This is a genomic window from Rhodopseudomonas faecalis (assembly GCF_003217325.1).
Taxonomy (GTDB): Bacteria; Pseudomonadota; Alphaproteobacteria; order Rhizobiales; family Xanthobacteraceae; genus Rhodopseudomonas; species Rhodopseudomonas faecalis.
The window spans coordinates 156,595-178,746 of sequence record NZ_QJTI01000004.1; the positions used below are offsets into that span (position 1 = coordinate 156,595).

Here is a 22,152-nt window from a genome sequence, read left to right on the forward strand (position 1 = left end):
CGGTTCGCTCGACGGACAGCAGCGCAAGGTTTTCATCATCGTGAATTTCAGCCCTATGATCAGCATGCTTGGTGGGCTTCGCGACAATGTCGCTCTGCGAGGAATGGCGTTTTCATTCTCGCTGCGCATTGGCACGACCTTGCTCAGCTTTGTGCTGATCTGGCTGGCGGCACGCACGCTGGACGAGCACCACTTCGGCACCTATTCGATGCTGTTCAGCGCCGCCGGCCTGTGCAGCGTGGTCGCCACGCTCGGCCAGCAGATCTTCTTGATGCGCGCCTGGAGCGAATACACCTCGGCGGATCGACCGGATCTGCTGAAAGGCGCGATGCTGTTCAGCTTGCTGGCCTGCATCGGCGGCGGTGGTCTGGTCGGGCTGTCGTTCTACGCCTGGTTCGCGCAGTCGCATGAGACGTTTCTGACCAGCGCGGTGATGGCTTATTTCGTGGCGATGGCGGTGCTGCTCACCACCTCGCATCTGTCACGGACCGCGATCGGCAATGTGGTCGGTGACGGTCTCAGCGCGCTGCTGGTGATCCTGCCGCCGGTTGGCTATCTGTCGGTCTGCGTGTTGTTGCACCGGGTCGCCGATACCGGGCTGATCTTTCTGACCATGGCGATCGGCGCCACGGTGGCGCTGCTGGCGCAGCTGACGCTGACGATCAAGAAAACGCTGAGGCTGTTCCCCAACTTCCTAAGCATCAAGCCGACCTTCAACATCGCCGATTGGCGCGATCGCTCGCTGAAACTGTGGGTCTCAAACTCGCTGGAGGCCGCCAATCAATATGCCGACGTGGTGATCATCGGCTTTCTGATGTCACCGACCATCGCTGGCGCTTATTTCGTCACCACCCGCATCGCCAATGCCTTCGCGGTGGCGAGCACGGCGCTGTACCTGTTCTCCACCCGGCACATCTCCAACCTGTATTACGCCGGCCGCCGCCAGCAGCTCGACGCGCTGCTCGACACCGCGGCGTTCGTGACGCTCGGCATCATCGCCGCCGGGCTGTTGCTGATCCTTGGTGCCGGCCACTGGATCCTCGGCCTGTTCAGCCCGGAATATGAGCCCTATTACGGTGCGCTGGCACTGCTGACGCTCGGCACTGCCGCGGTCACCGCGGCCGGCTCGTCCGGCTCGATCCTGATGCTGACCGGCCATGAGGGCCGTTATCTGAAGATCATCGGCTGGGCGATTGCGATGCGCACCGCCGGCTTCTTCGTGCTGATTCCGCTGTTCAACATCACTGGCGCGGTGGTGGCGACTACCATTTCCTTCGTCTGGATGGCGCTGATGCTGCGCCGCTCCGCCAAGCATGTGGCCGGTCTCGACGGCTCGGTGTTGCGGCTGTTTGGCTGGCTGCAACGGCGCAACGTGCCGGTATCCGCCGAATAATGCTGCGTCCGCCGCGCGGCTCAGCGCAAAAACACTGGCGAGCCAGCAGGTTGAGATTGATTTGTCGCAAAGCGAGTCCCGTCCTGGTCTGACAAAAGTCGTAGACCTTTCGGCCGGTATCCAGTGGACATAGCGAATGTTTCGAGTGAGCAGGACGTCCGGTAGTCCCGCGATTCTTGCGATCGTGTACAATGACGGCGGAGTGGCGAGCCCATTCATCGCCGACCTCGGCTATCGCCTGCGCGATTCCGGCGCTGCCGTCGCTGGCATTGTTCCCTATCGTTCCGCGACCGCGCTTGAGGGCAAATGCTCGATTGAGGTCGAGGAACTGGCGTCGCGCTTCGTGCTGCAGCTCGCCGAGGAATCCGGAACCCATCCGTTCGGTTGCCGGATCGACCCCGAGGCGATCTCGGAGGCAGCGGCGCTGATTTCTGCCTCGCTGCACAAGACGCCGAGCGTGGTGATCTTCAACAAATACGGCAAGCTGGAAGTCGCGGGCGGCGGCCTGCGCGAAACCATCGCGGAAGCGATCGCGCTCGGCGTGCCGACCATTGTTGGCGTGCCGCGCCGTCATATCGCCAGCTGGCGTGAATTCACGCAAGGCGTGGCCGAGGAAGCCCAGGTCGGCTCGCCGCGGCTCTATCAGTGGCTGGCGGCGCACAAGATCATGATCGCGTGCGACGAAGAAGCTGACGACGATTACCGCAGCGCTGCGATCAGGGCCGCGGGCTGAGCGGCGCCTGCGCCGCCCAGCCTCTGCAGCGCTATTTCCCGATCATCACGTCCGACGACTTGATCACCGCCGAAACGGTGTCCCCGACCTTGAGGGCCAGGTCATCGACAGCTTCGTTGGTGATCGCCGACATGATGGTCAGCCCGGAAGCCAGTTCGACCTTCACATGGGCCGTGGTGGAGCCCTTGGTCACGGCGACGACCTTGCCGGGAAGCATATTGCGCGCACTCAGTTTCATTGTTTCTTCCTTGATTGAGAGTTGACCCGGCAGTGGTATTGCTAGCCGAACACAACCGCCTTGTCCAAAACTCACATTGCAACTCTGATGCGCTTGCATTGTCATTTGACAGATGGCGCGGATCGCTTATTTAGGTATTGACGCTCTTTCAAATTATTCGCATTTAAATTAGGGGGAGCGAACACTGCCATGATTGAAGCACAGGAATGAGCACATGCTTGGAATTGGAGACCGCCTGCCGTCGTTCGAAGTTGTTGGCGTCAAGCCCGGCTTTCATCTGCAGGAGGAAAAGGGACAGAGCGCATTCGAGACGCTGACCGAAGCGAGCTTCCCCGGGAAATGGAAAGTCATCTTCTTCTATCCGAAGGACTTCACCTTCGTCTGCCCGACCGAAATCGCCGAATTCGCCAAGCTTTCCAAGGACTTCGCCGATCGTGACGCGGTGGTGCTGGGCGGCTCGACCGACAACGAGTTCTGCAAGCTCGCTTGGCGCCGTGAGCACAAGGACCTGCATCACCTGGCGATCTGGCAGTTTGCCGACACCAACGGCTCGCTGGTCGATGGCCTTGGCGTGCGCTCATCGGAAGGCGTTGCCTATCGCTATACTTTCATTGTCGACCCGGACAACGTGATCCAACACGTCTATGCCAACAACCTCAATGTCGGCCGCGCGCCCAAGGATACGCTGCGCGTGCTCGATGCTCTGCAGACCGACGAGCTCTGCCCATGCAATCGCGAAGTCGGCGGCGCGACGTTGAAGGTGGCGTAACGTCATGACCATCGACACGCTGAAGGACCGGATTCCGGACTTCGCCAAGGATGTCAGGCTAAACCTGACATCAATGGCGTCCGACGAGACGCTCGGCGAGCAGACCAAATATGGTCTGCTGGTCGCCACCGCGATCGCCACCCGCAATCCCGACGTGGTTGCCGCCATGGAGGCAGAAGCCGCGGGCAAATTGTCGCCGGCAGCACTGACGGCGGCGAAATCGGCTGCGGCCATCATGGCGATGAACAACGTCTACTACCGCTTCGTGCATCTGGCATCGAACAAGGACTACGCGACGATGCCGGCGCGGCTGCGCATGAACGTCATCGCCAATCCGGGTGTCGACAAGACCGATTTCGAGCTGTGGTCGCTCGCGGTCTCGGCGATCAACGGCTGCGGCATGTGCATCGACAGCCACGAAAAGGTGCTGCTGCAAGCGGGCGTTTCGTCCGCGACCATTCAGACTGCGGTGCGGTTTGCCGCGATCATGCAGTCGGTGGCGGTGGCGCTTGAAGTCGGCTCGCCGGCTCTGGCGCAGGCGGCGGAGTAACAACGCCCGCAACTAACACGTCATGCCCGCGCTGGTCGCGGGCATCGACGTTTTAAGCACCGCGCAACACCACAAACAAAACAGCTCCCGACCGATGGCCGGGAGCCTTGTGCAGATGAGCTGATAATTGGCAAGGCGCGATCGCGCCGTGCAGCTCAGCCGAATTTGAACAGCACGCCGTAGCCGCCGCGTGGATAGTTCCACTCGATATCGCCGGTGCCCTCGGCGATCACCCGGCAGGTGCCGCATTCCATGCAGCCGTCCGGCGCGACTTCGACCTGGCCATTGCTGTTGATCTCGTAGCAATGCGCTGGGCAGGCCTTGATCAGCGACAGCAGCGCCGGCGACGGCTTGCTATGCGGCTTGACCTTGATATGCGCCTGACCGGCATCGACCAGATAGCGGTTCTGATACAGCTTGTCTTCGACCCGCACGCCCGTTTCCGTAGACATCTCTCAACCTCCGAATGACGAGTTCATTGAACGGCGTGGCTCAGCGCCACGCCCGAGCGAAGCGGAAGGCATCGCCGAACAGTCCGGTCCACGACCGTGCCGCGACCCATTGCTTGAGGGTGGTCTTTTCCTTCTCCTTCTTCGGCGTGCCATCGACACGGACGAAGTTTTGCAGCGCCTTGGAGACCAGCTGCGGATAGGTCAGGAAGAAGTTTTGCGACTGGGTATGCAGCAGTGCCGGCATATCCTTGTACTTCTTCAGATCCTTGATCACGAACGAGTCGTCCAGCATCTTCTTGTAGAGTTCCAGGTTCTCCTTGGTCATCGGATCGCGGCGCGACTTCACCTGGAAGATCGCCTCGGCCGCCAGCCGGCCCGAGGTCATCGCCAGATTCGAGCCTTCGCGATGCATGGCGTTGTTAAGCTGCGCCGCATCGCCGACCACCACCCAGCCGTCGCCATACAGATTCGGGATGGCGTTGTAGCCGCCTTCCGGAATGAGATGCGCGGCATATTCCTTGACTTCGGAGCCTTCGAGCAGCGGCGCGACCGAGGGGTGGTTCTTGAAGCGCTCGAGCAGATCGTAGGGCGTTTCGCCGGTCTTCTGGAAATCCGACACCAGGCAGCCGATGCCAAGCGACACCGATTCCTTGTTGGCATAGACGAAGCCCATGCCGGTCATGCCCGCCGAAATGGTGCCGGCGGCCTCGATCACCACGCCTTCATCGCCCTTGATGTTGAAGCGCGCTTCGATGGTCTCGCGCGGCAGAAAGTGCATTTCCTTCACGGCGAGAGCGACATTGTCGGGCTTGGGGCGCTCGCGCAGATCGGCGCGGGTACCAAGCAGGCCGTTGACGCCTTCCGCCAGCACCACGACGTCGGCATGAACCTCGCCGTCCTGGCGATCGGTGATCACGCCGATCACCTTGCCATAGGCGTCCTTCACCAGTTCCGTGACGGTGGTCTCGCACAGCACGATCGCGCCGGCTTCACGCACCTTGGAGGAGAACCAGCGGTCGAACTGCGAGCGGATGATGGTGTAGCGGTTCGGCCGCTCCTCGTTGAAATCCTCGGAGCGATAATGCAGCCCGGTGTGCGACTTGTTGTCCATGATCCAGAACCGCTGCTCGACGAGGTGCCGCTCCAGCGGCGCGTCTTCGCGGAAGTTGGGGACCAGCTTTTCCAGCATGTCGGCGTACAGGATCGCGCCCTGCACGTTCTTCGAGCCGGCATATTCGCCACGCTCGATCTGCAGCACCTTGAGACCGCGCTTGGCCAGCGTCAGCGCCGCCGCGTTGCCGGACATGCCGGCCCCGACCACGATGGCGTCAAAACGTTCTTCAATCATGGCGACCTCCTTTAGCTGGCGATCCGGTCGCGGGTGTGCGGCGACAGACGCTTGCGGAATGCCTCGGTGAGCGCCGGCAACAGCCGGACCGCATCAGTGACGATGGCGAGATGGGCGAAGTCAAAGATCGGCGCGTTCTTGTCGGTGTTGATCGCGACGATCAGGTCGGAGCCGTCGACGCCGACGCGGTGTTGAATGGCGCCGGAAATGCCAGCCGCAATGTAGAGTTTGGGCCGAATGGTCTTGCCGGTCTGGCCGATCTGCCGATCAGCCGACACCCAACCCTTCTGCACCAGCGGCCGCGAGCAGCCATATTCGGCGCCGAGCACCCCAGCGAGATGCTTGACGAGCTGATAGTTTTCCAGCGAGCCGAGCCCAAGGCCGCCGGCCACCACCACGTCGGCGAAGGCGAGGTTCGAGGTCGCCTTGTCGCGGTCCGGCACGAATGCCAGAATTTTGGTGATGATGTCGGACTCGCTCATATCGAGCTTGTGCTCGATCACCCGGCCGATCGGCTTCTCCACCCGCTCCGGCATCGGCATCACGCGCGGCCGCACTGTGGCCATCTGCGGCCGGAAGTTCAGCGTGTAGATGGTGCACAGCAGTGAGCCGCCGAAGGTCGGCCGGGTCGCCGCCAGCGAGCCGTCGCTATCCACTTCGAGCTCGGTGCAGTCGGCGGTCAGGCCGGTGAGCAGCGTGGTCGCCACCGCGCCGGCGAGATCGCGGCCGAGCGTTGAGGCGCCGAGCAGCAGGATTTCCGGCTTGTAGGTGTTGACCATGTCGGTCAGCGCCCGGCTGTAGGGCTCGTTGCGATAATCGGTCAGCACCGGGTCGGCGCAGACATAAGCGAGGTCGGCGCCATAGCAGAACGATTCCGCGACCGCGGCATTGAGCGCTTCACCCGGACCGCCGATCAGCACCGCCGCGAGATCGACGCCGAGCTTGTCGGCGAGCTTGCGGCCGGAGCCCATCAGCTCCCAGGACACCGGATGCACGTGGCCGCGTTCCATCTCGATGAACACCCAGACGTGCTTATAAGCCTTGAAGTGTTCGGGAAGCTCCTTCTTCGCAGCGGCGCGGCTGGCGGGAGCGGGCGTTGGGGTTTTGGTCGGCTCGGCCATCGGAACAGCTTTCTCTCAAAAAAGGTGTCAGTAACCACGCGCGAGTTCGAACATGTCGGCTTCGAGCTTCGGCCTGAGTTTGAAGATTTCCTCGATCAGCGCCTCGGCCGGCGGGCGCCCGGCCGGATCGACCAGCGCTGCCTTTTCAGCGCGCGGCGTCGGCGCAAACACCCGCTTCACCACGGTCGGCGAACCGCGCAGGCCGCATTTGGCGATGTCTTCGACGCCGGCATCCTGCGCGCTCCATTTGACGATGGTGGCGCGCGCCGCGTTGAGCGCGTTCTCCATCGAGCCACGCCGCACCTCGTTGGTGCCTTCCAGCATGGTGATCAGGCAGGGCAGCGCGCTGCGCAGCACCTGAACGCCGCCTTCCGAGCGGCGCTCGACTTCGATGGTGCGCCCCTCGAGATCGATCGAGACGATCTTCGACACATAAGTCAGCTGCAGAAAGTTCAGCCGCTTGCAGACGCCGGGACCAACCTGGGCGGTATCGCCGTCGATGGTCTGCTTGCCGGTGAACACCACATCAACCGGCGCGTAGGTGGTGCTGATCTTGCGCACCGCCGCCGCCAGCGCATAGCTGGTGGCCAGCGTGTCGGCGCCGGCGAAGAACCGATCGGTGAGCAGCACCGCCCGGTCGGCACCGAAAGTCAGCGCCTTGCGCAGCGAGTCTTCGGCCGAGGGCGGCCCCATGGTCAGCACCGTGACCTCGCCGCCAACCTTGTCGCGCAACCTCATCGCCTCTTCCAAGGCGAACAGGTCATAGGGGTTGATGATAGTCGGCACCCCCTGGCGCATGATCGTGTTGGTGACCGGATGGACGCGGATCTGCGCCGAGTCCGGGACTTGTTTGATACACACGACGATATGCATTGTCGGCTCCGCAGCTTCTCTTCTGGAATATCAAGAGCAAGCCTCGTACCAACTCCCGCGCCCGGCGAAATCATCTGCAATAGTAATGATTTGGGCTAAAGGCCGCCAAGCGGCGGCGCCGCCGCGGGTCGACAGAACCGACACTTGTCGGGAAGGTGACAGCGCCGCGCGGGAACAGAACAAAGCGGCGCGGCAGCGCAGCGCGCGCGCCGGCCCCCGTAGGATCACCAGGCCACAACGACACAAGCCGCGCTTGCGCGCGGCTTGGGAAATGTACGTCACTGTTCAGACGCTGGCGCCAGATGGACCAATCGGTCCGTTTCGGGCGGTTACTTCAGTGCGTCGAGCGGCACGAATGCGCCGCGCTGCGGCGACACCGCGTCCTTGAGCACCTTGAACACCCGCTGTTCCAGCGGCGAGGAGCCGACGAAGTCCTGATAGGCCCGCTCCAGCACCGCCTGGCAGCGCGCCGTCACCGCCTCATTGGACAAGCCCTCGAGATCCTCGCTGGCGAGATATTGCCCCATGCGCTTCAAAATATGCAGCCGCGCCACATTGAGCAGTTTGGGATCATAGGGAACGCCAAGGATGCAGAAGAACTCCTCCGCGGAGGTGGCGCGCTCCAGCCGCTCGATCACGCTGGTGGCCGCATTGCCGGTGTTATGGGTGGTGCACATCTGTTTCTCCTTCACAGCTCAGTGGCGTCGCGCTGTCAGTTCGGCAGGCCGGGATTGCAGACTTCACGCCAGATCATCGCCAGCGTGTCGTTGCCAACCGGCCCCTTATGGGTCACGGCATAGGCGCGCACCCGCGCCAAAATGCCTTTCAATTCCTGGGCGTCGGCGCGCAGATTCATCGCTGCCAGCGACGAGGTGATCGCCGACAGCCCGGAATGCTTACCGATCACGATCTCGTTGCAGCGGCCGAGCAGCCGCGGGTCGAGCGACTGATACGTGCGCTGATCCTTGAGCAGGCCATCGACATGGATGCCGGATTCGTGGGTGAACACATGTTCGCCGACGATTGCCTTGTTGGGCGGAATGGTGCGCGACGCCGCATGCGCCACCATGGCGGCCACGCTGCGCAGCTCGGACAGCACCACGCCGGTGTCGCAGCCATAAAGCTGCTTGAGGGCGACGGCGACTTCTTCCAGCGGCGCATTGCCGGCGCGTTCGCCAAGCCCGATCACCGTCACCGAGGCATGGCTGGCGCCGGCCTTGATCGCCGCCAGCGTATTGGCGGTGGCGAGGCCGAGATCATCATGGCCGTGGAATTCCAGCTCAAGATCAGTCGAGCGGCGCAGCGCCGCCATCAGCTGATAGCTGGCGTCGGGGTCGAGCACGCTGAGCGTATCGGCAATGCGGAACCGCCGGGCGCCGGCCTGCTTGGCGACCTCAATGATCTCTGTCAGAAACCCGACATCGGCGCGCGAGGAATCCTCGCCGCCAACCGCGACTTCCAGCCCCATGTCGCGTGCATAGCCGACCACGCGGCGCAGCACTTCGATGGCGCGCGCCCGTTCGCCGCCGAGCTTGGCCGCGATCTGCACATCGGACACCGGCACCGACAGATTGACCATGCTGACGCCGGCCGCGAGCGCAGCATCGACATCCTCGGTACGCATCCGGCACCAGCCGATCACGGTGAGCGGCAGGCCCTGCTCGACCACGGCGCGGATCGCGGCGATTTCCTCGCGGCCCATCGCCGGGGTGCCGGCTTCGATCTCGGGCACGCCAGCGCGGGCCAGCGCGCGCGCGATCGCCACTTTCTCCGCGGTGGTGAACGCGACGCCAGGGGCCTGTTCACCATCACGCAGCGTGGTGTCGTTGAGCACGATCGTCGGACGCGCTTGGGGGTGAGCGGATTCACAAACCATGAGCTTAACCGAGCGCCACAGGCGCCCCCTCCTCTGCACCAAACGGGGAAATCGCGCGCAGCTTGGCGACGATGCCCGGCACCGCCGCGAGGGCGCGGTCGATGTCAGCGTCGCTGTTGTGCCGCGACAGCGAGAAGCGCACCGCGCCGCGCAGCGCGGCCTCGGGCACTTTCATCGCCACCAGAACATGCGAGGGCTCGAACGAGCCCGCCGAACAGGCCGATCCCATCGACACCGCAATGCCGGCGCGATCGAGCAGCATCACCGCGGCTTCCGCCTCGATGAATGAGAACGCGATGGTCGAGGTGTTGGGCAGCCGCTCGGCGGCGGCGCCGAGCGCCACGGCATGGCCGACCTGATCGAGAATGCCGCGCTCCAGCCGATCGCGCAGCGTTCGCACCCTGGTTTGCTCATCATCAAAATGCGCAGCCGCAAGCTCGGCCGCGGCGCCAAGGCCGACAATGCCCGGCACGTTCTCGGTGCCGGCGCGGCGGCCGCGCTCCTGATGACCGCCGCGGATCTGCGGCTTGAAGCGCACGCTGTCGCGCACATAGAGCGCGCCGACGCCCTTTGGCCCGTGGAATTTGTGCGCCGACAGCGACAGCATGTCGATCTCGGTCGCTTTCAGATCGATCGGCAACTTGCCCGCGGCCTGCACCGCATCGCTATGAAACAGCGCGCCGACTTCCTTGGCGAGTTCGGCGAGCTCCGGCACCGGAAAGATCACCCCGGTTTCGTTGTTGGCCCACATGATCGACACCACCGCGACGCGGTCCGACAGCGCGCGGCGATAAGCATCAATGTCGAGCCAGCCATGACGATCGACCGGGATCACATGGATGCGGATGCCCTTGTGCTTCTCAAGGTAAGCGCACAGCGCCAGCACCGCGGGGTGCTCAACGGCGCTGATGATGATTTCGCGGCGGCGCGGCGCGGCTTCCAGCGCCGCCAGGATCGCGGCATTGGCGCCTTCGGTGCCGCCGGAATTGAACACGATCTCGGTCGGCTTGTCGGCACCGAGCAGTTTTTGCACCTGCGCGCGGGCGCGGCGCACCGCGTTCGCGGCCGCTTCGCCGCCCCCGTGCTTGGACGAGGGATTGCCGAACTGCTGCGTGAAATAAGGCAGCATCGCTTCCAGCACGCGCGGATCAAGCGCGGTGGTGGCGTTGGCATCGAGATAGACGTGTGAGTTCGCGGACATGGTCATGACACCGGCACCACCCGCATTGGACGCTGCAATTTGTCGACCAGCTGCGCCTGAATACCGGACAGCGTCACCGAGGCGAGCTGACAATCGACGCAATTGCCGCTGAGTTTGAGGTAAATCGCCGTGCCATCGACATCGACGAGCTCGCAATCGCCGCCGTCGCGCTGCAAGGTCGGGCGCACGCTCTGCACGGCCTGTTCGATCTGCGCGTATTGCTCCGGCGTACCGCGATCGCGGCTTTCCGCGGGCGGCAGCTTGATGCGCGGCATCGCCGCTGCCACCGGGGCCGGACGCGGCGCCATGGTGATGTGACTGGGCACGGCACCGCGCGCGCCCAGCGGCGGCGGGCTGTCGCCGCGCGGCTTGCGTTCAGTGGCGCTCGGCGGCACTGAACCAGGCCGATAGGCCTGCACTGCGCGAAGTGCGCCGGCGCTCACCATGGCCGCGTTGACGCGCGCCAGCACGGTTTCGATGTCTTTGTAGCAGCCGCAGCAGCCGCCACCGGCCTTGGTATGCTGCGTGACTTGATGGGGATCGGTGAGCTGATGGCTGCGGATCGCACGCTCCGCGACCGCCTCGCTGACGCCAAAGCACTTGCACAGCGTCGGCTCAGTCGCGGCTTCGCGCTCGCCGCGATAGGCCGCCAGCGCCCGCTGAATCGCCTCGTAGCTCAGCACCGCGCAATACATCCGCTCGGCCGGCAGCCCTCCAAGAAATTCGGCAATGTCAGCCGAACTGATGTCCTCAACCGCGGCGACGCTCTGGCCGATGATCATGTCGGTGACCGCGGCGGCAGCGGCGATCAGCGCGCTGCAGCCATAGCTCTGGAAGCGCGCCGCTTCGATGCGCTCGCTGGCCGGATCGATGCGCAGCATCAGCTTGATGGCATCGCCATAGCCGAGCGCGCCAACGGCGCCGATGGCGTTGGCCTCGGCCAGCACGCCGACATGCTTCGGGTTGACGAAGTAGTCCCCGAACCTGTCCGCTGTAGGCTGCAAGGTCGCCATCGGCCTGCCCTTCCGCGATCAGCAGAACGACTTGCCGCAGCCGCAACGCGCGCCGGCATTGGGATTGTCGAAAGTGAAGCCCGAGCCTTCCAGGCTTTCGACAAAGCCGATGGTCATGCCGGTCAGCAGCGGCTGCGATTCCGGATCGAGAAACACGCGCACGCCGCCGGCTTCGACCACCGCGTCGTCCTCACGCGGCTCGCTGTCGAGTCCGATCAGGTACTTGAAGCCCGCGCAGCCGCCGGTTTCGACCATCACCCGCAAACCGCCGGCGGTCTTTCCGGAACGCTCCATCGCGGCGCGGACGGCAGCTCCAGCTTGTTCGGTGAGATTGATCATGGCACACGCTCCTGGTTGATCAGCGATGATCACCACGTAGCAACGGGCGTGCCATTTCCGCCGCGGCAGCTAACGCCGTAGCCCTCCACCCATGATCCGTCATGCCCGCGCTTGTCGCGGGCATCCACGTCTTGAAAGCGCTGCAAGATCAAAGACGTAGATGGCCGGGACAAGCCCGGCCATGACGCGCGGAGTGGTTGGCAGCAATGCGACTGGTCGAGAGCTGAGGAAACAAAGCTCTTTGACAGATGTCGGGATCGCGACAGCGTCGTAAATCCCACCTGTCGGGTGTGGGCCTTGGGCCGCCCGGTCAGGACGGCGCGCCGGCCTGCAACACCGCCCGGCGCCGCGCCGCCATCCGGCTTTCGCCGCTCTCATCGCCAAAGCAATTGGCAAAGTCCTGGCAGCAGGTGCAGACCGGCGCCGTGCACATCACGATGCCGTCGTCTTCGCACAGCTTGCGATAGAAGAACCGCTTCCACTTCATGTTGCGGGTATTGGCGAGCGCCAGCGGCTCGAAATGGCGCAGCAGCAGCCGGGTCAGCTCCGGCCGCTCGCGCAGGCCGAGGTCTTCCCACAAATGGTTCGGCTCCAGCGCGCGGCGCGCCACCATCGCGGCGAGCCAGCGGCCAAGATCGCCGCTGGAAGAACGGTGCGCGAGCAGCAGATCGCGCACCATCGCCGCTTCTTCATCCTCGGCGGCATCGCCCGCCGGCGGCGCCAGCTCGGCCAACACCGGGAACCAGTGCCGCGCGATGCTGGCAAGATCGGCCGCGGCAAGACCGCAGCGCTCCGGCAAGTGCCCCGCTTCGCTGAGCGCCACCGCAAGCAGCGACGCCAGCACGTGACGATCGAAGGCGCCATCGTCGGTGATCTCGGCCAGCGCCGGATCCTGTCCGGTCAAGGCGCGGTAGAACGCCGCCGCCGTGCCGCCCGCGGCGGTAACGGCCGGCAAGCCCACCGGCGCAAGACTGGCAACCTCAACGCCCGCGACGATCACTTGCGCCTCCTTACAGTCCGAGCTCGCTGGCCTTGACGTGAGTCTGGCAGGCTTTGGGGCACACCCGCACGCAGGCCGAGCAGCCGATGCAATTGCCGGCCTGATCGAGCACCATCACCTTGCGCACGAATTCCTCATCATCATCGTCGTCATCGACCGCACAGGCGACCAGTTCGCCTTCTTCGTTGACGCCCATCAGATGCATCACGTCGCGCGAGCAGACCTTGTGACAGCGGCCGCAGCCGATGCACTTCTTGTCGTCGATCGCGGTGAGATAAGTGGGCTCCCACGGCTGGCCGTCGCGGGTGGAAAAGATCGCCATTGCTTCACTCCTGCGTCACGGCACGCGCCGCGTCTTTGGCTTGCGGTCGCCGCGGCCTAAACCTTGGCTTCCAGCTCCTTCAATTTGCTGCGCGCCGTTTCCAGCGCCTGGTAAGCGTCGTAGGCCTGCTGCGCGACGTCCGGGATATTTTGCCAACTCACCGGCAGTTCCTCCGACAGATCGTGCAGATTCATCTTCATGGTGGTGGCGCGCGCCGAGAGTTTCTTGATCTCGGCTTTCAGCGTGTCGATGTCGGACATGACGAAAACTCCGATAGTGAAGGCTACAGCGCGGCGACTTCGGGATATTTGCGGATCATCTCGACGCCGGCGGCGACGAATTTCTCGCCTTCCTCGGCGAGCTTGGCGAGGCTGTCGAAGCCGAAGCGATGCACGTCGCGCAGCTGCTTGTTGACGACGATCAGCCGGCCGGCGGCCAGAATCATCCGGCCAAAACCCTCGTGATGCATCTTCATCATCGGCGTGACCATGTGGCCGGTCTCGCGCTCGATCGACAACGACACCGCGTTGTAGAACAGCTCGAGCCGCCACAGCGTCTCCGGATCAGGATCGCCGATGATCGGAATTTCGCGGCGCGCCTCCTTGTCGATGATATACGGCGCGATCAGCGTGAGGTCCGACTTGCCCTCCCAGGCGCCATGGGTGTCCTGCGCCCGCCACTGCTTGATCAGCTCCTGAACAAACATCGAGTCCACGCCGGCCTCGCTGAGCTGTGCTTCGGACATGTCAGCTCTCCTCGGCGAAATCGAGCTTGCGTTCCTCGCCCTTGAGCATCGCCTTGCGCAACCAGGGCGGCGGCGTGCCCTTCAGCACCGTGCACAGCTTGTCGAGCAGATCGGCGATCGGCTCCGGCTGCGCCACCTTCATCGGATGAACGTTCTGCGCGACGACGCGCGCGGCGCCCAAGCCGCCGATCGCGGCGACATACAGGATCGCGCAATCCTTGATCGCGTCGATGCGCGCGGTCAGCTTGTCCTCATTGCCGTCTTCGGCAACGGTGTCGGTGAACTGCACCGCCTCGACAAAGCGCGCGCCCTCCGGCGACAAGTCATAGATCGCGATGTTCTTGGTCCAGCCGAAATGCGCATCGACGTGAACGAGATCCTGGGTAGCGAACGCGACTTTCATGCTGGCACTCCATGGCTTGGCATCGGCCTTCTCCTTCGCTCGGCGCCCTTCAATGAGCCGCAGACGTCGCACCGACGTGCTCCGGCGACATGGCCGGCTGCCGCCAGCTGGCGATAGTCGGCTCGTGAAGGTCGGCGATGAACAGATTGCCGACAGTGAAGATCAGATCGCGGGTGCCGCGATAACCGACCGACAATTGATGGGCGGCGCCGAGCCGATCGAAGATCGGCAGGCCGATGCGATGGAACGGCACCGCGAGCCGTTCGGCGGCCTGACGGCCATGCGAATGCGTCACCAAGAGATCGCAGCCAGCGGCCTTGGCTTCGAGATCTTCGAGATCACCGATCAGCACTTCATCGCACGGCACCTGATCGAGCACCGGCGAGGCGGTGCTGGTGACGGCCGCGCTGATCTTGCAGCCCATTTCCGCCAGCCAGCTGCCGATATTGAGCAGCATGTCGGGCTCGGCGCCGAGCGCCACCGACTTGCCGCCGAAATAGAAGTGGCCGTCGAGCATGGCGTCGATCAGCTGGCTGCGCTGGCGCCGATATTTCTGCGGCACAGGACGGCCGCTGAGCTTGGCAAGGCAGGCCAGAAATTCGTCATTCGGCGCGAGCCCAGTGAGCCGGCGGAACAGCGTGTAGGGCACGCCGGTCTTGGTCTGCATCGCCTCGGCGGCGCCGCGCATCTGTTCGCCGATCGCGATGGTGTGCAGCGCCTGCCCCATGGTGGCGATTTCGGCGACCGCGACCCCGCCATGGGTGGTCGGGGTGAAGTCATCGGGCACGTGGCCATCGAGCGAGCCGGAAATATCCGGCAAAAAGGTCGGCTGCAGGCCGAACGCCTCGATGATGTCGCGCAGTTCGTCGAGATCGCCGGGCGTGAGATGGCTGCCGGGCAGCACATTGATCCGGCCGGCGCGGCGCGACGTGCCGGCAGCCGGCTTCACCACCAGCGCCTCGACCAGCCGCGTGGTCGCCCGCCCCCAGCCATCTTCAAACGCGCCCTTGAAATCCGGCGTCGAGACATTGACCAGCGCGACATGCGCCAATTCCGGATGGGTCTTGCGGATCACCCGGATGTAGCCGTCGACGTCGTCGCCCTTGATCTCGGTGACGCCGGTCGAGCAGATGCCGATGATGTCCGGCTTGGTACGACCGACGATGTTGATGATCGCCTGTTCGACATTCTCGAAACCGCCGAGCACGGTGGCGACTTCGTTCATCGCGGTGGTTTGTAGCGGAATCGACTCGCGGAAATGTCGGACAAACAACACCAGCCCAAAAGACGTGCAACCCTGCGATCCATGAAGCAGCGGCATGCAGTTGCGCACGCCCATGAAGGCTAGCGCCGCGCCAAGCGGCTGGCTCATCTTCAGCGCATTGACCGTGCAAGCCTTGGTTGACGTGGTGATCGTGGTCATCTCGGTAACCTCATGCCACCTGTGCTGGAGGCGGCGCCGTCGCCGCCTCGCGGGCCAGCAGGGCCGCGATCTTGTCCTTGCAAGAACCGCACCCACCGCCAGCCTGGGTCAGCAACGTCACCTGCGCGATCACGGAAAGATCGCGCGCCCGGATCGCATCCTCGACGGTGCCGACATCAATGCCCTTGCACGGACAGAGCACGACGGCGCGGCGCGCCGCCTCGGCTTCGGCGGCGTCGAGCGGCAACGCAGCGGCGTCCTGCCCGGCGGCATCCGCGGCATCGGCGGCGTTGGCAGCATCGGCGCGCGTTTCCCAGGAGGTTTCGTCCCACGGCGGCGGGGTGCGCACCTGCGCCCACACCGGATTGGACAGCGCCTTGTCGATCTGGCGCACCAATTCCACGATGCCGTGATAGCCGGCATAGGCGTAGTGCCGCTCCTGGTTGATATCGAGCCAGGGCATCTTGGCCTTCAGCGCCACGAACTGCGAGCGGCCGCCCGACAGCATGATGTCGGCCTGCGCTTCCTTCAGCATCTTGTACATTTCGCGCGGCCGCAGATCGTCGATCTGGTGCACGTCCGGGCTCATTTCCTTGAGCCGCTCTTTGTCTTCCTCGGTCGATTTCTTGACACTGGAGCCGACAATGGTCAGCCCGGCCTCCTGCAGCGCCGACACCACCGACCATGATTTCACGCCGCCGGTGATCAGCAGCACCTTCTTGCCGGCTAGGCGTTCGCTATAGGTCTTGATCGCGGCGAAGGCGCGCGCTTCCTCGCGCGCAATCACTTCTTCGACGCGGTCCATCAGTTCCGGATCAGCGCCTCGCGCAATCAACAGCCCGGCGATCTGACGCAGCGCGTCCGAGGTGTCGGTGATGCCGTAGAACGAGCCTTCGAAATACGGGATGCCGTAGCGCTCCTCCATCTTGCGCGCGACGTTGATCATCGCGGTCGAGCACACCATCATGGTGGCGCGGGCGCGGTGTGCCTGCGCGATTTCGTGATAGCGCGCGTCGCCCGACAAACAGCACAGCACCCGGATGCCGAGCTCATCGAGCAGCGGCTTCACCTGCCACAGCTCGCCGGCGACATTATATTCGCCGATGATATTGATGTCGTAGGGCGTGGTGAATTCCGGCTCCTGCGTGCCGATCACGTAATCCAGCATCGCCTCGCCGGCGAGCTTGTTGCCGAGATTCTTCGGCCCCACAAAGCCTGGCGCCATGATCGGAATGCACGGCTTGCCAAAGCGCTCGCTGGCGACCTTGCACACCGCGACGATATCGTCGCCCATCATCGCCGGCACGCAGGTCTGATAGACGAACACCGCCGGCGGGTCGTATTTCTCGATGATTTCGCGGATCGACTTGAACAGCCGCTTTTCGCCGCCGAACACCACGTCGTTCTCGCTCATGTCGGTGGTGAAGCTGGTGCGATACAGCTTCGATCCCGACGACTTCACGCCGCGATTGTCCCAGGACGAACCTTCGCAGGCGATCGGGCCGTGCACCAGATGCGCGACATCCGTCACCGGCTGCAGCGCGATCTTGGCGCCGTCGAAGGCGCAGCCACCGGCTGCGCCCCCCGGCTGCAGCGGCTTGCTGCAGCCCTTCTTGCGTTCCTTGACCGACTTGCCGGCATTGGTCGCGCAGGCTGGCTCGTTGAAGACGTCTTGGATCTTGTCGGCCAGCCTGCTCATGATTCCCGTCCGTTGGTCGGTTAGGTTGTGGTCCTCAGCGGATGAGGTCGAAGCTGATGTCGTTGACGCCAGCGACGACGTTCTTGTCCAACTCGTCGAAGATCTTATCGAGGATCTTGACCAGGAGGTTCAGGCCGCCCTGATAGCCCCAGATCGGCGCACGGTGGTGGTGGTGCCGGTCGAAGATCGGGAAGCCGACGCGGATCAGCGGCGTGCCGGTGTCGCGCTCGAGATACTTGCCGTAGGTGTTGCCGATCAGGAAATCGACCGGCCGCGTGAACAGCAGCGAGCGCAGGTGCCAAAGGTCCTTGCCGGCGTACACCTTGCAGTCCTTGCCAAACGGCGAGGAGTCGAGCAGCGCCTGCACCTTGGCTTCCCAGGCCTTGTTGCCGTTGGTCGCCAGGATGGTGGTCGGCTCAGCTCCGAGTTCGAGCAGGAACTCGGCAACGCCGTAGCAGAGATCCGGATCGCCGAAGATCGCGAACTTCTTGCCGTGGATGTGGGCGTTGGAGTCGGCGATGGCATCGACCAGCCGGCCACGCTCCTTGGTGATCGCCTCCGGGATCGCCTTGCCGGTCAGCCGCGACACTGCCATCAGGAAGCGGTCGGTGCCGGTGACGCCCACCGGATGGTTGAGCGCGACCACTTCCTGGCCATGCTCGGCAATCGTCGCCAGGGTCTTTTCGGTGCAGAATTCCTGCATCGAAATGGTGGCCTTGGCGTGCACGGCATTGGTCACCTGCTCAAGCGTGGTGCCGCCGTCATACATCCGGAATTCGCCATCGGTCGGGGTATCCCAGACGTCGCTGGTGTCGCCGAGGATGGTGTAGCTGACGCCCATGGTGTCGAACAGCCGCTTCACTTCGCGCAGATTGCCGACGGTGTAACCGTCGAAACCGCCAATGAAGTTGATCGACTCGTTGGGCTTGCGCTCGAGCTTGTCCACGGTGCCGGACTTGCCGTCCCAGAAGTGCTCGACGATGCCCTTGATGGCGTTGTCGTAGCCGGTGACATGGCTGCCGACGAAGGCCGGGGTGTGCGCGTAAGGCACGTCGAACTCGTTCGGAACCGAGCCCTTTTCCTTGGCATTCTTGATGAAGGCGTTGAGGTCGTCACCGATGACTTCCGCCATGCAGGTGGTCGACACCGCGATCATCTTCGGCTGATACAGCGCATAGGCGTTAGCCAGGCCGTCGATCATGTTGTTCAGGCCGCCGAACACCGCGGCGTCTTCGGTCATCGACGAGGACACCGCCGAGGTCGGCTCCTTGAAGTGACGCGACAGATGGCTGCGATAATAGGCGACGCAGCCCTGCGAACCATGCACGAACGGCAGGGTCTTTTCGAAGCCGACCGCGGCGAACACCGCGCCGAGCGGCTGACAGGCCTTGGCCGGGTTGATGCACAGCGCCTCGCGGGCGAAGTTCTTTTCCTGATATTCCGGAGTCTTGGTCCACTCACGGATTCGGTCGACTTCGGAATCGGACGGCGCCTTTTCGAAGTTCTTCCGCTTGGCCTTCAACATGTCCTGATATTCGGTCTCGCGAAACAGGACGGCGTGATCGATGACGTTGTCCGCACTCTGGGTCATGACGTGTTCTTTCCGAGAAGATCGTTGGCTTGGCTCCCGGCTGGCGCCGGGAGCAGCGGGTCTGCGCCTCAGCTCCAGGGCGCCTTGGTCAGTTTCCAGATCGGCGAGTTGATCGCGATGTCCATGTCGCGGGCGAAGATCGCGAACCCGTCATAGCCGTGATACGGGCCCGAATAGTCCCACGAATGCATCTGGCGGAACGGCACACCCATCTTCTGGAAGATGTACTTTTCCTTGATGCCCGAGCCGACGAGATCCGGACGCACCTTCTCGACAAACTTCTCGAACTCGTAGCCGGTGACGTCGTCATAGATCAGCGTCGAGTCCTTGATGTAATGCGTGGTGCGCTGGTAGTCGTCGTTGTGCGCGAATTCGTAGCCGGTGCCGACCACTTCCATGCCGAGGTCTTCATAGGCGCCGATCACATGGCGCGGCCGCAGACCGCCGACATAGAGCATCACCTTCTTGCCTTCGAGGCGCGGACGGTACTTGGCGAGCACCGCATCGACCATCGGGCGGTACTTGGCGATCACGCGCTCGGCACCTTCCTTGATCTTGTCGTCGAAGTAGCTGGCGATTTCGCGCAAGCTCGCTTCGATCTTGCTCGGCCCGAAGAAGTTGTATTCGACCCACGGTATACCGAACTTTTCTTCCATGTGGCGAGTGATGTAGTTCATCGAGCGGTAGCAGTGCAGCACGTTGAGCTTGGCCTTCGGCGTCGCTTCCAGCTCGGCCAGGGTGCCGTCGCCGGACCACTGCGCAATCACGCGCAGACCCATCTCCTCGAGCAGGATGCGGGACGACCAGGCGTCGCCGCCGATGTTGTAGTCGCCGATGATCGCGACGTCGTACGGGGTCGATTCGAACGCGGCGAGCTTGTCGCCACTCTTTTCGAACACCCAGTCACGGATCGCGTCGTTGGCGATGTGGTGGCCGAGCGACTGCGACACACCGCGGAACCCTTCGCAGCGCACCGGCACGATGGTCTTGTTGTGCTCCTTACCCTTGGCCTTCGACACCGCTTCGATGTCGTCGCCGATCAGACCGATCGGGCATTCCGACTGCACGCTGATGCCGCCATTGAGCGGGAACAGCTCCTGAATCTCGTCAATCATCTTGCCGAGCTTCTTGTCGCCGCCGAACACGATGTCCTTCTCCTGGAAGTCGGAGGTGAACTGCATCGTGCCAAAGGTGTCGACGCCGGTGGTGCCGTAATAATAGTTGCGGCGCGAACCCCAGGAGTACTGGCCGCAGCCGACCGGGCCGTGGCTGATGTGGATCATGTCCTTGATCGGACCCCAGACCACACCCTTCGAGCCGGCATAGGCACAGCCGCGGATGGTCATGACACCGGGGATCGACTTGATGTTCGACTTGACCCCGCAATCGGGCTTGCCGGATTCATAAGTGTTGAGGTGCTTGGCGCGGCGCTTCGCTGCCTTGTCCGGATAGGCCTTGAGGACCTCCCCGATCAGTTCCTTGTTGCGCGCCGTGATTTCGTCGGTGGTGGCTGCGATCGCAGAGCTCATGGTCATACCTCGTTTCGCGGGATCGTCGCTCGCGGCGCCGGCTGCCCGTAAGCAGCCGGGCCGGTCAGACGCGTGTTGATCAGGCGGAAGCAGCGGCCGCCTTGGCGGCTTCCTTGGCGGCGAGCTCGGCGAGCTGCTGCTCGTCGGACTTCATGATGCCGAAGTCGAGCAGCATCTGCTCCAGCTCTTCCATCGTGATCGGGGTCGGGATGGTGCCCTTGCCGGAGTTGGCGTGGATCTTGGTGGCCAGCGCGCGATATTCCTTGGCCTGCTGGCTGTCGGGCGCGTACTGGATCACGGTCTCGCGGCGCAGCTCGGCGTGCTGCACGATGTTGTCGCGCGGCACGAAGTGGATCAGCTTGGAGCCGAGACGGGCAGCGAGAGCCTCGGCGAGATCGAGCTCGCGGTCGGTCTGGCGCTCGTTGCAGATCAGGCCGCCGAGGCGGACGCCGCCCGAGGAGGCGTACTTCAGAATGCCCTTGGCGATGTTGTTGGCGGCGTACAGCGCCATCATCTCGCCGGACATCACGATGTAGATTTCCTGGGCCTTGTTCTCGCGGATCGGCATCGCGAAGCCGCCGCACACCACGTCGCCGAGCACGTCGTAGGAGACGTAGTCGACGTCCTCATAGGCGCCGTTCTCTTCCAGGAAGTTGATCGCGGTGATAACGCCGCGGCCGGCGCAGCCGACGCCCGGCTCCGGACCACCGGCTTCGGTGCACTTGATGCCCTTGTAGCCGATCTTCATCACGTCTTCGAGTTCGAGGTCTTCGACCGAACCGGCTTCGGCGGCGAGCGCCAGCACGGTGTCCTGCAGCTTGGTGTTGAGGATCAGACGGGTGGAGTCCGCCTTGGGGTCGCAGCCGACGATCAGGATCTTCTGACCCATCTCGACCAGCGCCGCGAGCGTGTTCTGCGAGGTCGTCGACTTGCCGATGCCGCCCTTGCCGTAAAATGCGATTTGCCGAAGTGCTGCCATGTTCTCTCTCCGTTGGCCCGTGAACCGTTTGAGTGATGCGCGTTGCGCAGTGAGTTCCGTTAAAAGCGCCGCACGGCTCAGATGCGGACGTTGCTCCTTGCTTTCGCGGCTCGGACAACAACGCATCGCCTTGCTGAACCAGAGATTTGCAACGCCCGTGCCAACTCCTGGAGCGAGTTAAAAATCGTTCTAATTGAGGTGGTTAGCTGGGAAGCACGGCAGGATCAGGCTGTTGTTTCAAATCCGACATCGGCCCCTGGCACGCGACATCGCCGCATCGCTCTGTCCGAAAGGAAACAACATGATGCCACCGCTGACGATGGCAGCAGTTCTGTGCTGTCCGACATGCCACAGGGCGGAAACTACGCATCATCACGTGCCGAAAACGACAATGGCCGGGACAAGCCCGGCCATTGCTCAACTTAAACCATCAGGTCGTATCAATGATCGTCATACCCGCGCTTGTCGCGGGTATCCACGTCTTAAAATCGTCGCAAGATCAAAGACGTGGATGGCCGGGACGAGCCCGGCCATGACGTGCGGAGGGGGTGGTAG

24 protein-coding genes are annotated in these 22,152 nt (G+C 63.5%); 4 read left to right on the plus strand and 20 right to left on the minus strand.

Annotated features, from left to right (window positions below; all coding sequences use genetic code 11):
* Positions 1-103: 103 nt before the first annotated feature.
* Together BJ122_RS05500 and BJ122_RS05505 are read left to right on the plus strand one after the other, a co-directional pair.
* A complete protein-coding gene (locus BJ122_RS05500; protein ID WP_245407626.1) occupies positions 104-1,393 on the plus strand; it encodes a lipopolysaccharide biosynthesis protein in 1,290 nt (429 codons plus the stop codon).
* Between the two features lie 136 nt (positions 1,394-1,529).
* Positions 1,530-2,126, plus strand: coding sequence for a DUF2478 domain-containing protein (locus BJ122_RS05505; protein WP_110780118.1), 597 nt, complete (start codon positions 1,530-1,532; stop codon positions 2,124-2,126).
* A gap of 31 nt (positions 2,127-2,157) precedes the next feature.
* On the opposite strand, the gene BJ122_RS05510 is transcribed toward BJ122_RS05505, so the two are convergent.
* Positions 2,158-2,364 (minus strand): TOBE domain-containing protein, encoded by a 207-nt coding sequence (locus BJ122_RS05510; protein WP_110780119.1) that lies wholly within the window; start codon positions 2,362-2,364, stop codon positions 2,158-2,160.
* A gap of 214 nt (positions 2,365-2,578) precedes the next feature.
* Between BJ122_RS05510 and BJ122_RS05515 the strand changes: the two genes are divergently transcribed.
* Both BJ122_RS05515 and ahpD read left to right on the plus strand, forming a co-directional pair.
* Positions 2,579-3,133 (plus strand): peroxiredoxin, encoded by a 555-nt coding sequence (locus tag BJ122_RS05515; protein ID WP_110780120.1) that lies wholly within the window; start codon positions 2,579-2,581, stop codon positions 3,131-3,133.
* Between the two features lie 4 nt (positions 3,134-3,137).
* The gene (gene ahpD / locus BJ122_RS05520; protein WP_110780121.1) at positions 3,138-3,683 is read left to right on the plus strand and encodes an alkylhydroperoxidase, AhpD family; all 546 of its coding nucleotides are present in this window, start codon (positions 3,138-3,140) and stop codon (positions 3,681-3,683) included.
* Between the two features lie 155 nt (positions 3,684-3,838).
* Here ahpD and BJ122_RS05525 read toward each other — a convergent pair whose 3' ends face one another.
* The 19 genes from BJ122_RS05525 to nifH form a co-directional block, all read right to left on the minus strand.
* Positions 3,839-4,135, minus strand: coding sequence for a ferredoxin family protein (locus BJ122_RS05525; RefSeq protein WP_027278288.1), 297 nt, complete (start codon positions 4,133-4,135; stop codon positions 3,839-3,841).
* A 40-nt stretch (positions 4,136-4,175) separates the two neighbouring features.
* Entirely contained in the window at positions 4,176-5,483 is a 1,308-nt protein-coding gene (locus BJ122_RS05530) for an FAD-dependent oxidoreductase (protein ID WP_027278289.1), read from the minus strand.
* Positions 5,484-5,494: 11 nt separating this feature from the next.
* Positions 5,495-6,604 (minus strand): electron transfer flavoprotein subunit alpha/FixB family protein, encoded by a 1,110-nt coding sequence (locus BJ122_RS05535; protein WP_110780122.1) that lies wholly within the window; start codon positions 6,602-6,604, stop codon positions 5,495-5,497.
* A gap of 27 nt (positions 6,605-6,631) precedes the next feature.
* Positions 6,632-7,477 (minus strand): electron transfer flavoprotein subunit beta/FixA family protein, encoded by an 846-nt coding sequence (locus BJ122_RS05540; protein WP_110780123.1) that lies wholly within the window; start codon positions 7,475-7,477, stop codon positions 6,632-6,634.
* 329 nt (positions 7,478-7,806) lie between these two features.
* The gene (nifW, locus tag BJ122_RS05545) at positions 7,807-8,154 is read right to left on the minus strand and encodes a nitrogenase stabilizing/protective protein NifW (protein WP_110780124.1); all 348 of its coding nucleotides are present in this window, start codon (positions 8,152-8,154) and stop codon (positions 7,807-7,809) included.
* A 35-nt stretch (positions 8,155-8,189) separates the two neighbouring features.
* The gene (gene nifV, locus BJ122_RS05550) at positions 8,190-9,353 is read right to left on the minus strand and encodes a homocitrate synthase (RefSeq protein ID WP_110780125.1); all 1,164 of its coding nucleotides are present in this window, start codon (positions 9,351-9,353) and stop codon (positions 8,190-8,192) included.
* Positions 9,354-9,357: 4 nt separating this feature from the next.
* Positions 9,358-10,560, minus strand: coding sequence for a cysteine desulfurase NifS (gene nifS / locus BJ122_RS05555; RefSeq protein WP_430694759.1), 1,203 nt, complete (start codon positions 10,558-10,560; stop codon positions 9,358-9,360).
* The gene (locus tag BJ122_RS05560) at positions 10,557-11,567 is read right to left on the minus strand and encodes an iron-sulfur cluster assembly scaffold protein (RefSeq protein WP_110780126.1); all 1,011 of its coding nucleotides are present in this window, start codon (positions 11,565-11,567) and stop codon (positions 10,557-10,559) included. The genes nifS and BJ122_RS05560 overlap by 4 nt, the downstream gene beginning before the upstream one ends.
* A gap of 18 nt (positions 11,568-11,585) precedes the next feature.
* Complete coding sequence (locus BJ122_RS05570) at positions 11,586-11,906, minus strand: HesB/IscA family protein (RefSeq protein WP_027278296.1); 321 nt, start codon at positions 11,904-11,906, stop codon at positions 11,586-11,588.
* Positions 11,907-12,216: 310 nt separating this feature from the next.
* Positions 12,217-12,906, minus strand: coding sequence for a nitrogen fixation protein NifQ (locus BJ122_RS05580; protein ID WP_110780128.1), 690 nt, complete (start codon positions 12,904-12,906; stop codon positions 12,217-12,219).
* A gap of 10 nt (positions 12,907-12,916) precedes the next feature.
* Positions 12,917-13,228, minus strand: a complete 312-nt coding sequence (fdxB, locus tag BJ122_RS05585; RefSeq protein ID WP_027278297.1) for a ferredoxin III, nif-specific — start codon at positions 13,226-13,228, stop codon at positions 12,917-12,919.
* 56 nt (positions 13,229-13,284) lie between these two features.
* Entirely contained in the window at positions 13,285-13,488 is a 204-nt protein-coding gene (locus BJ122_RS05590) for a CCE_0567 family metalloprotein (RefSeq protein ID WP_110780129.1), read from the minus strand.
* Positions 13,489-13,511: 23 nt separating this feature from the next.
* Positions 13,512-13,973 (minus strand): NifX-associated nitrogen fixation protein, encoded by a 462-nt coding sequence (locus BJ122_RS05595; RefSeq protein WP_110780130.1) that lies wholly within the window; start codon positions 13,971-13,973, stop codon positions 13,512-13,514.
* Position 13,974: 1 nt separating this feature from the next.
* On the minus strand, positions 13,975-14,376 hold the full coding sequence (gene nifX / locus BJ122_RS05600) for a nitrogen fixation protein NifX (RefSeq protein WP_110780131.1): 402 nt from the start codon (positions 14,374-14,376) through the stop codon (positions 13,975-13,977).
* Between the two features lie 49 nt (positions 14,377-14,425).
* On the minus strand, positions 14,426-15,799 hold the full coding sequence (gene nifN, locus BJ122_RS05605) for a nitrogenase iron-molybdenum cofactor biosynthesis protein NifN (RefSeq protein ID WP_110780132.1): 1,374 nt from the start codon (positions 15,797-15,799) through the stop codon (positions 14,426-14,428).
* Positions 15,800-15,809: 10 nt separating this feature from the next.
* Positions 15,810-17,498, minus strand: coding sequence for a nitrogenase iron-molybdenum cofactor biosynthesis protein NifE (gene nifE, locus BJ122_RS05610; protein ID WP_110780133.1), 1,689 nt, complete (start codon positions 17,496-17,498; stop codon positions 15,810-15,812).
* 34 nt (positions 17,499-17,532) lie between these two features.
* A complete protein-coding gene (nifK, locus tag BJ122_RS05615) occupies positions 17,533-19,089 on the minus strand; it encodes a nitrogenase molybdenum-iron protein subunit beta (RefSeq protein ID WP_110780134.1) in 1,557 nt (518 codons plus the stop codon).
* 68 nt (positions 19,090-19,157) lie between these two features.
* Entirely contained in the window at positions 19,158-20,618 is a 1,461-nt protein-coding gene (nifD, locus tag BJ122_RS05620) for a nitrogenase molybdenum-iron protein alpha chain (protein ID WP_027278304.1), read from the minus strand.
* Between the two features lie 79 nt (positions 20,619-20,697).
* Positions 20,698-21,597 (minus strand): nitrogenase iron protein, encoded by a 900-nt coding sequence (nifH, locus tag BJ122_RS05625; protein WP_110780135.1) that lies wholly within the window; start codon positions 21,595-21,597, stop codon positions 20,698-20,700.
* Positions 21,598-22,152 lie beyond the last annotated feature (555 nt).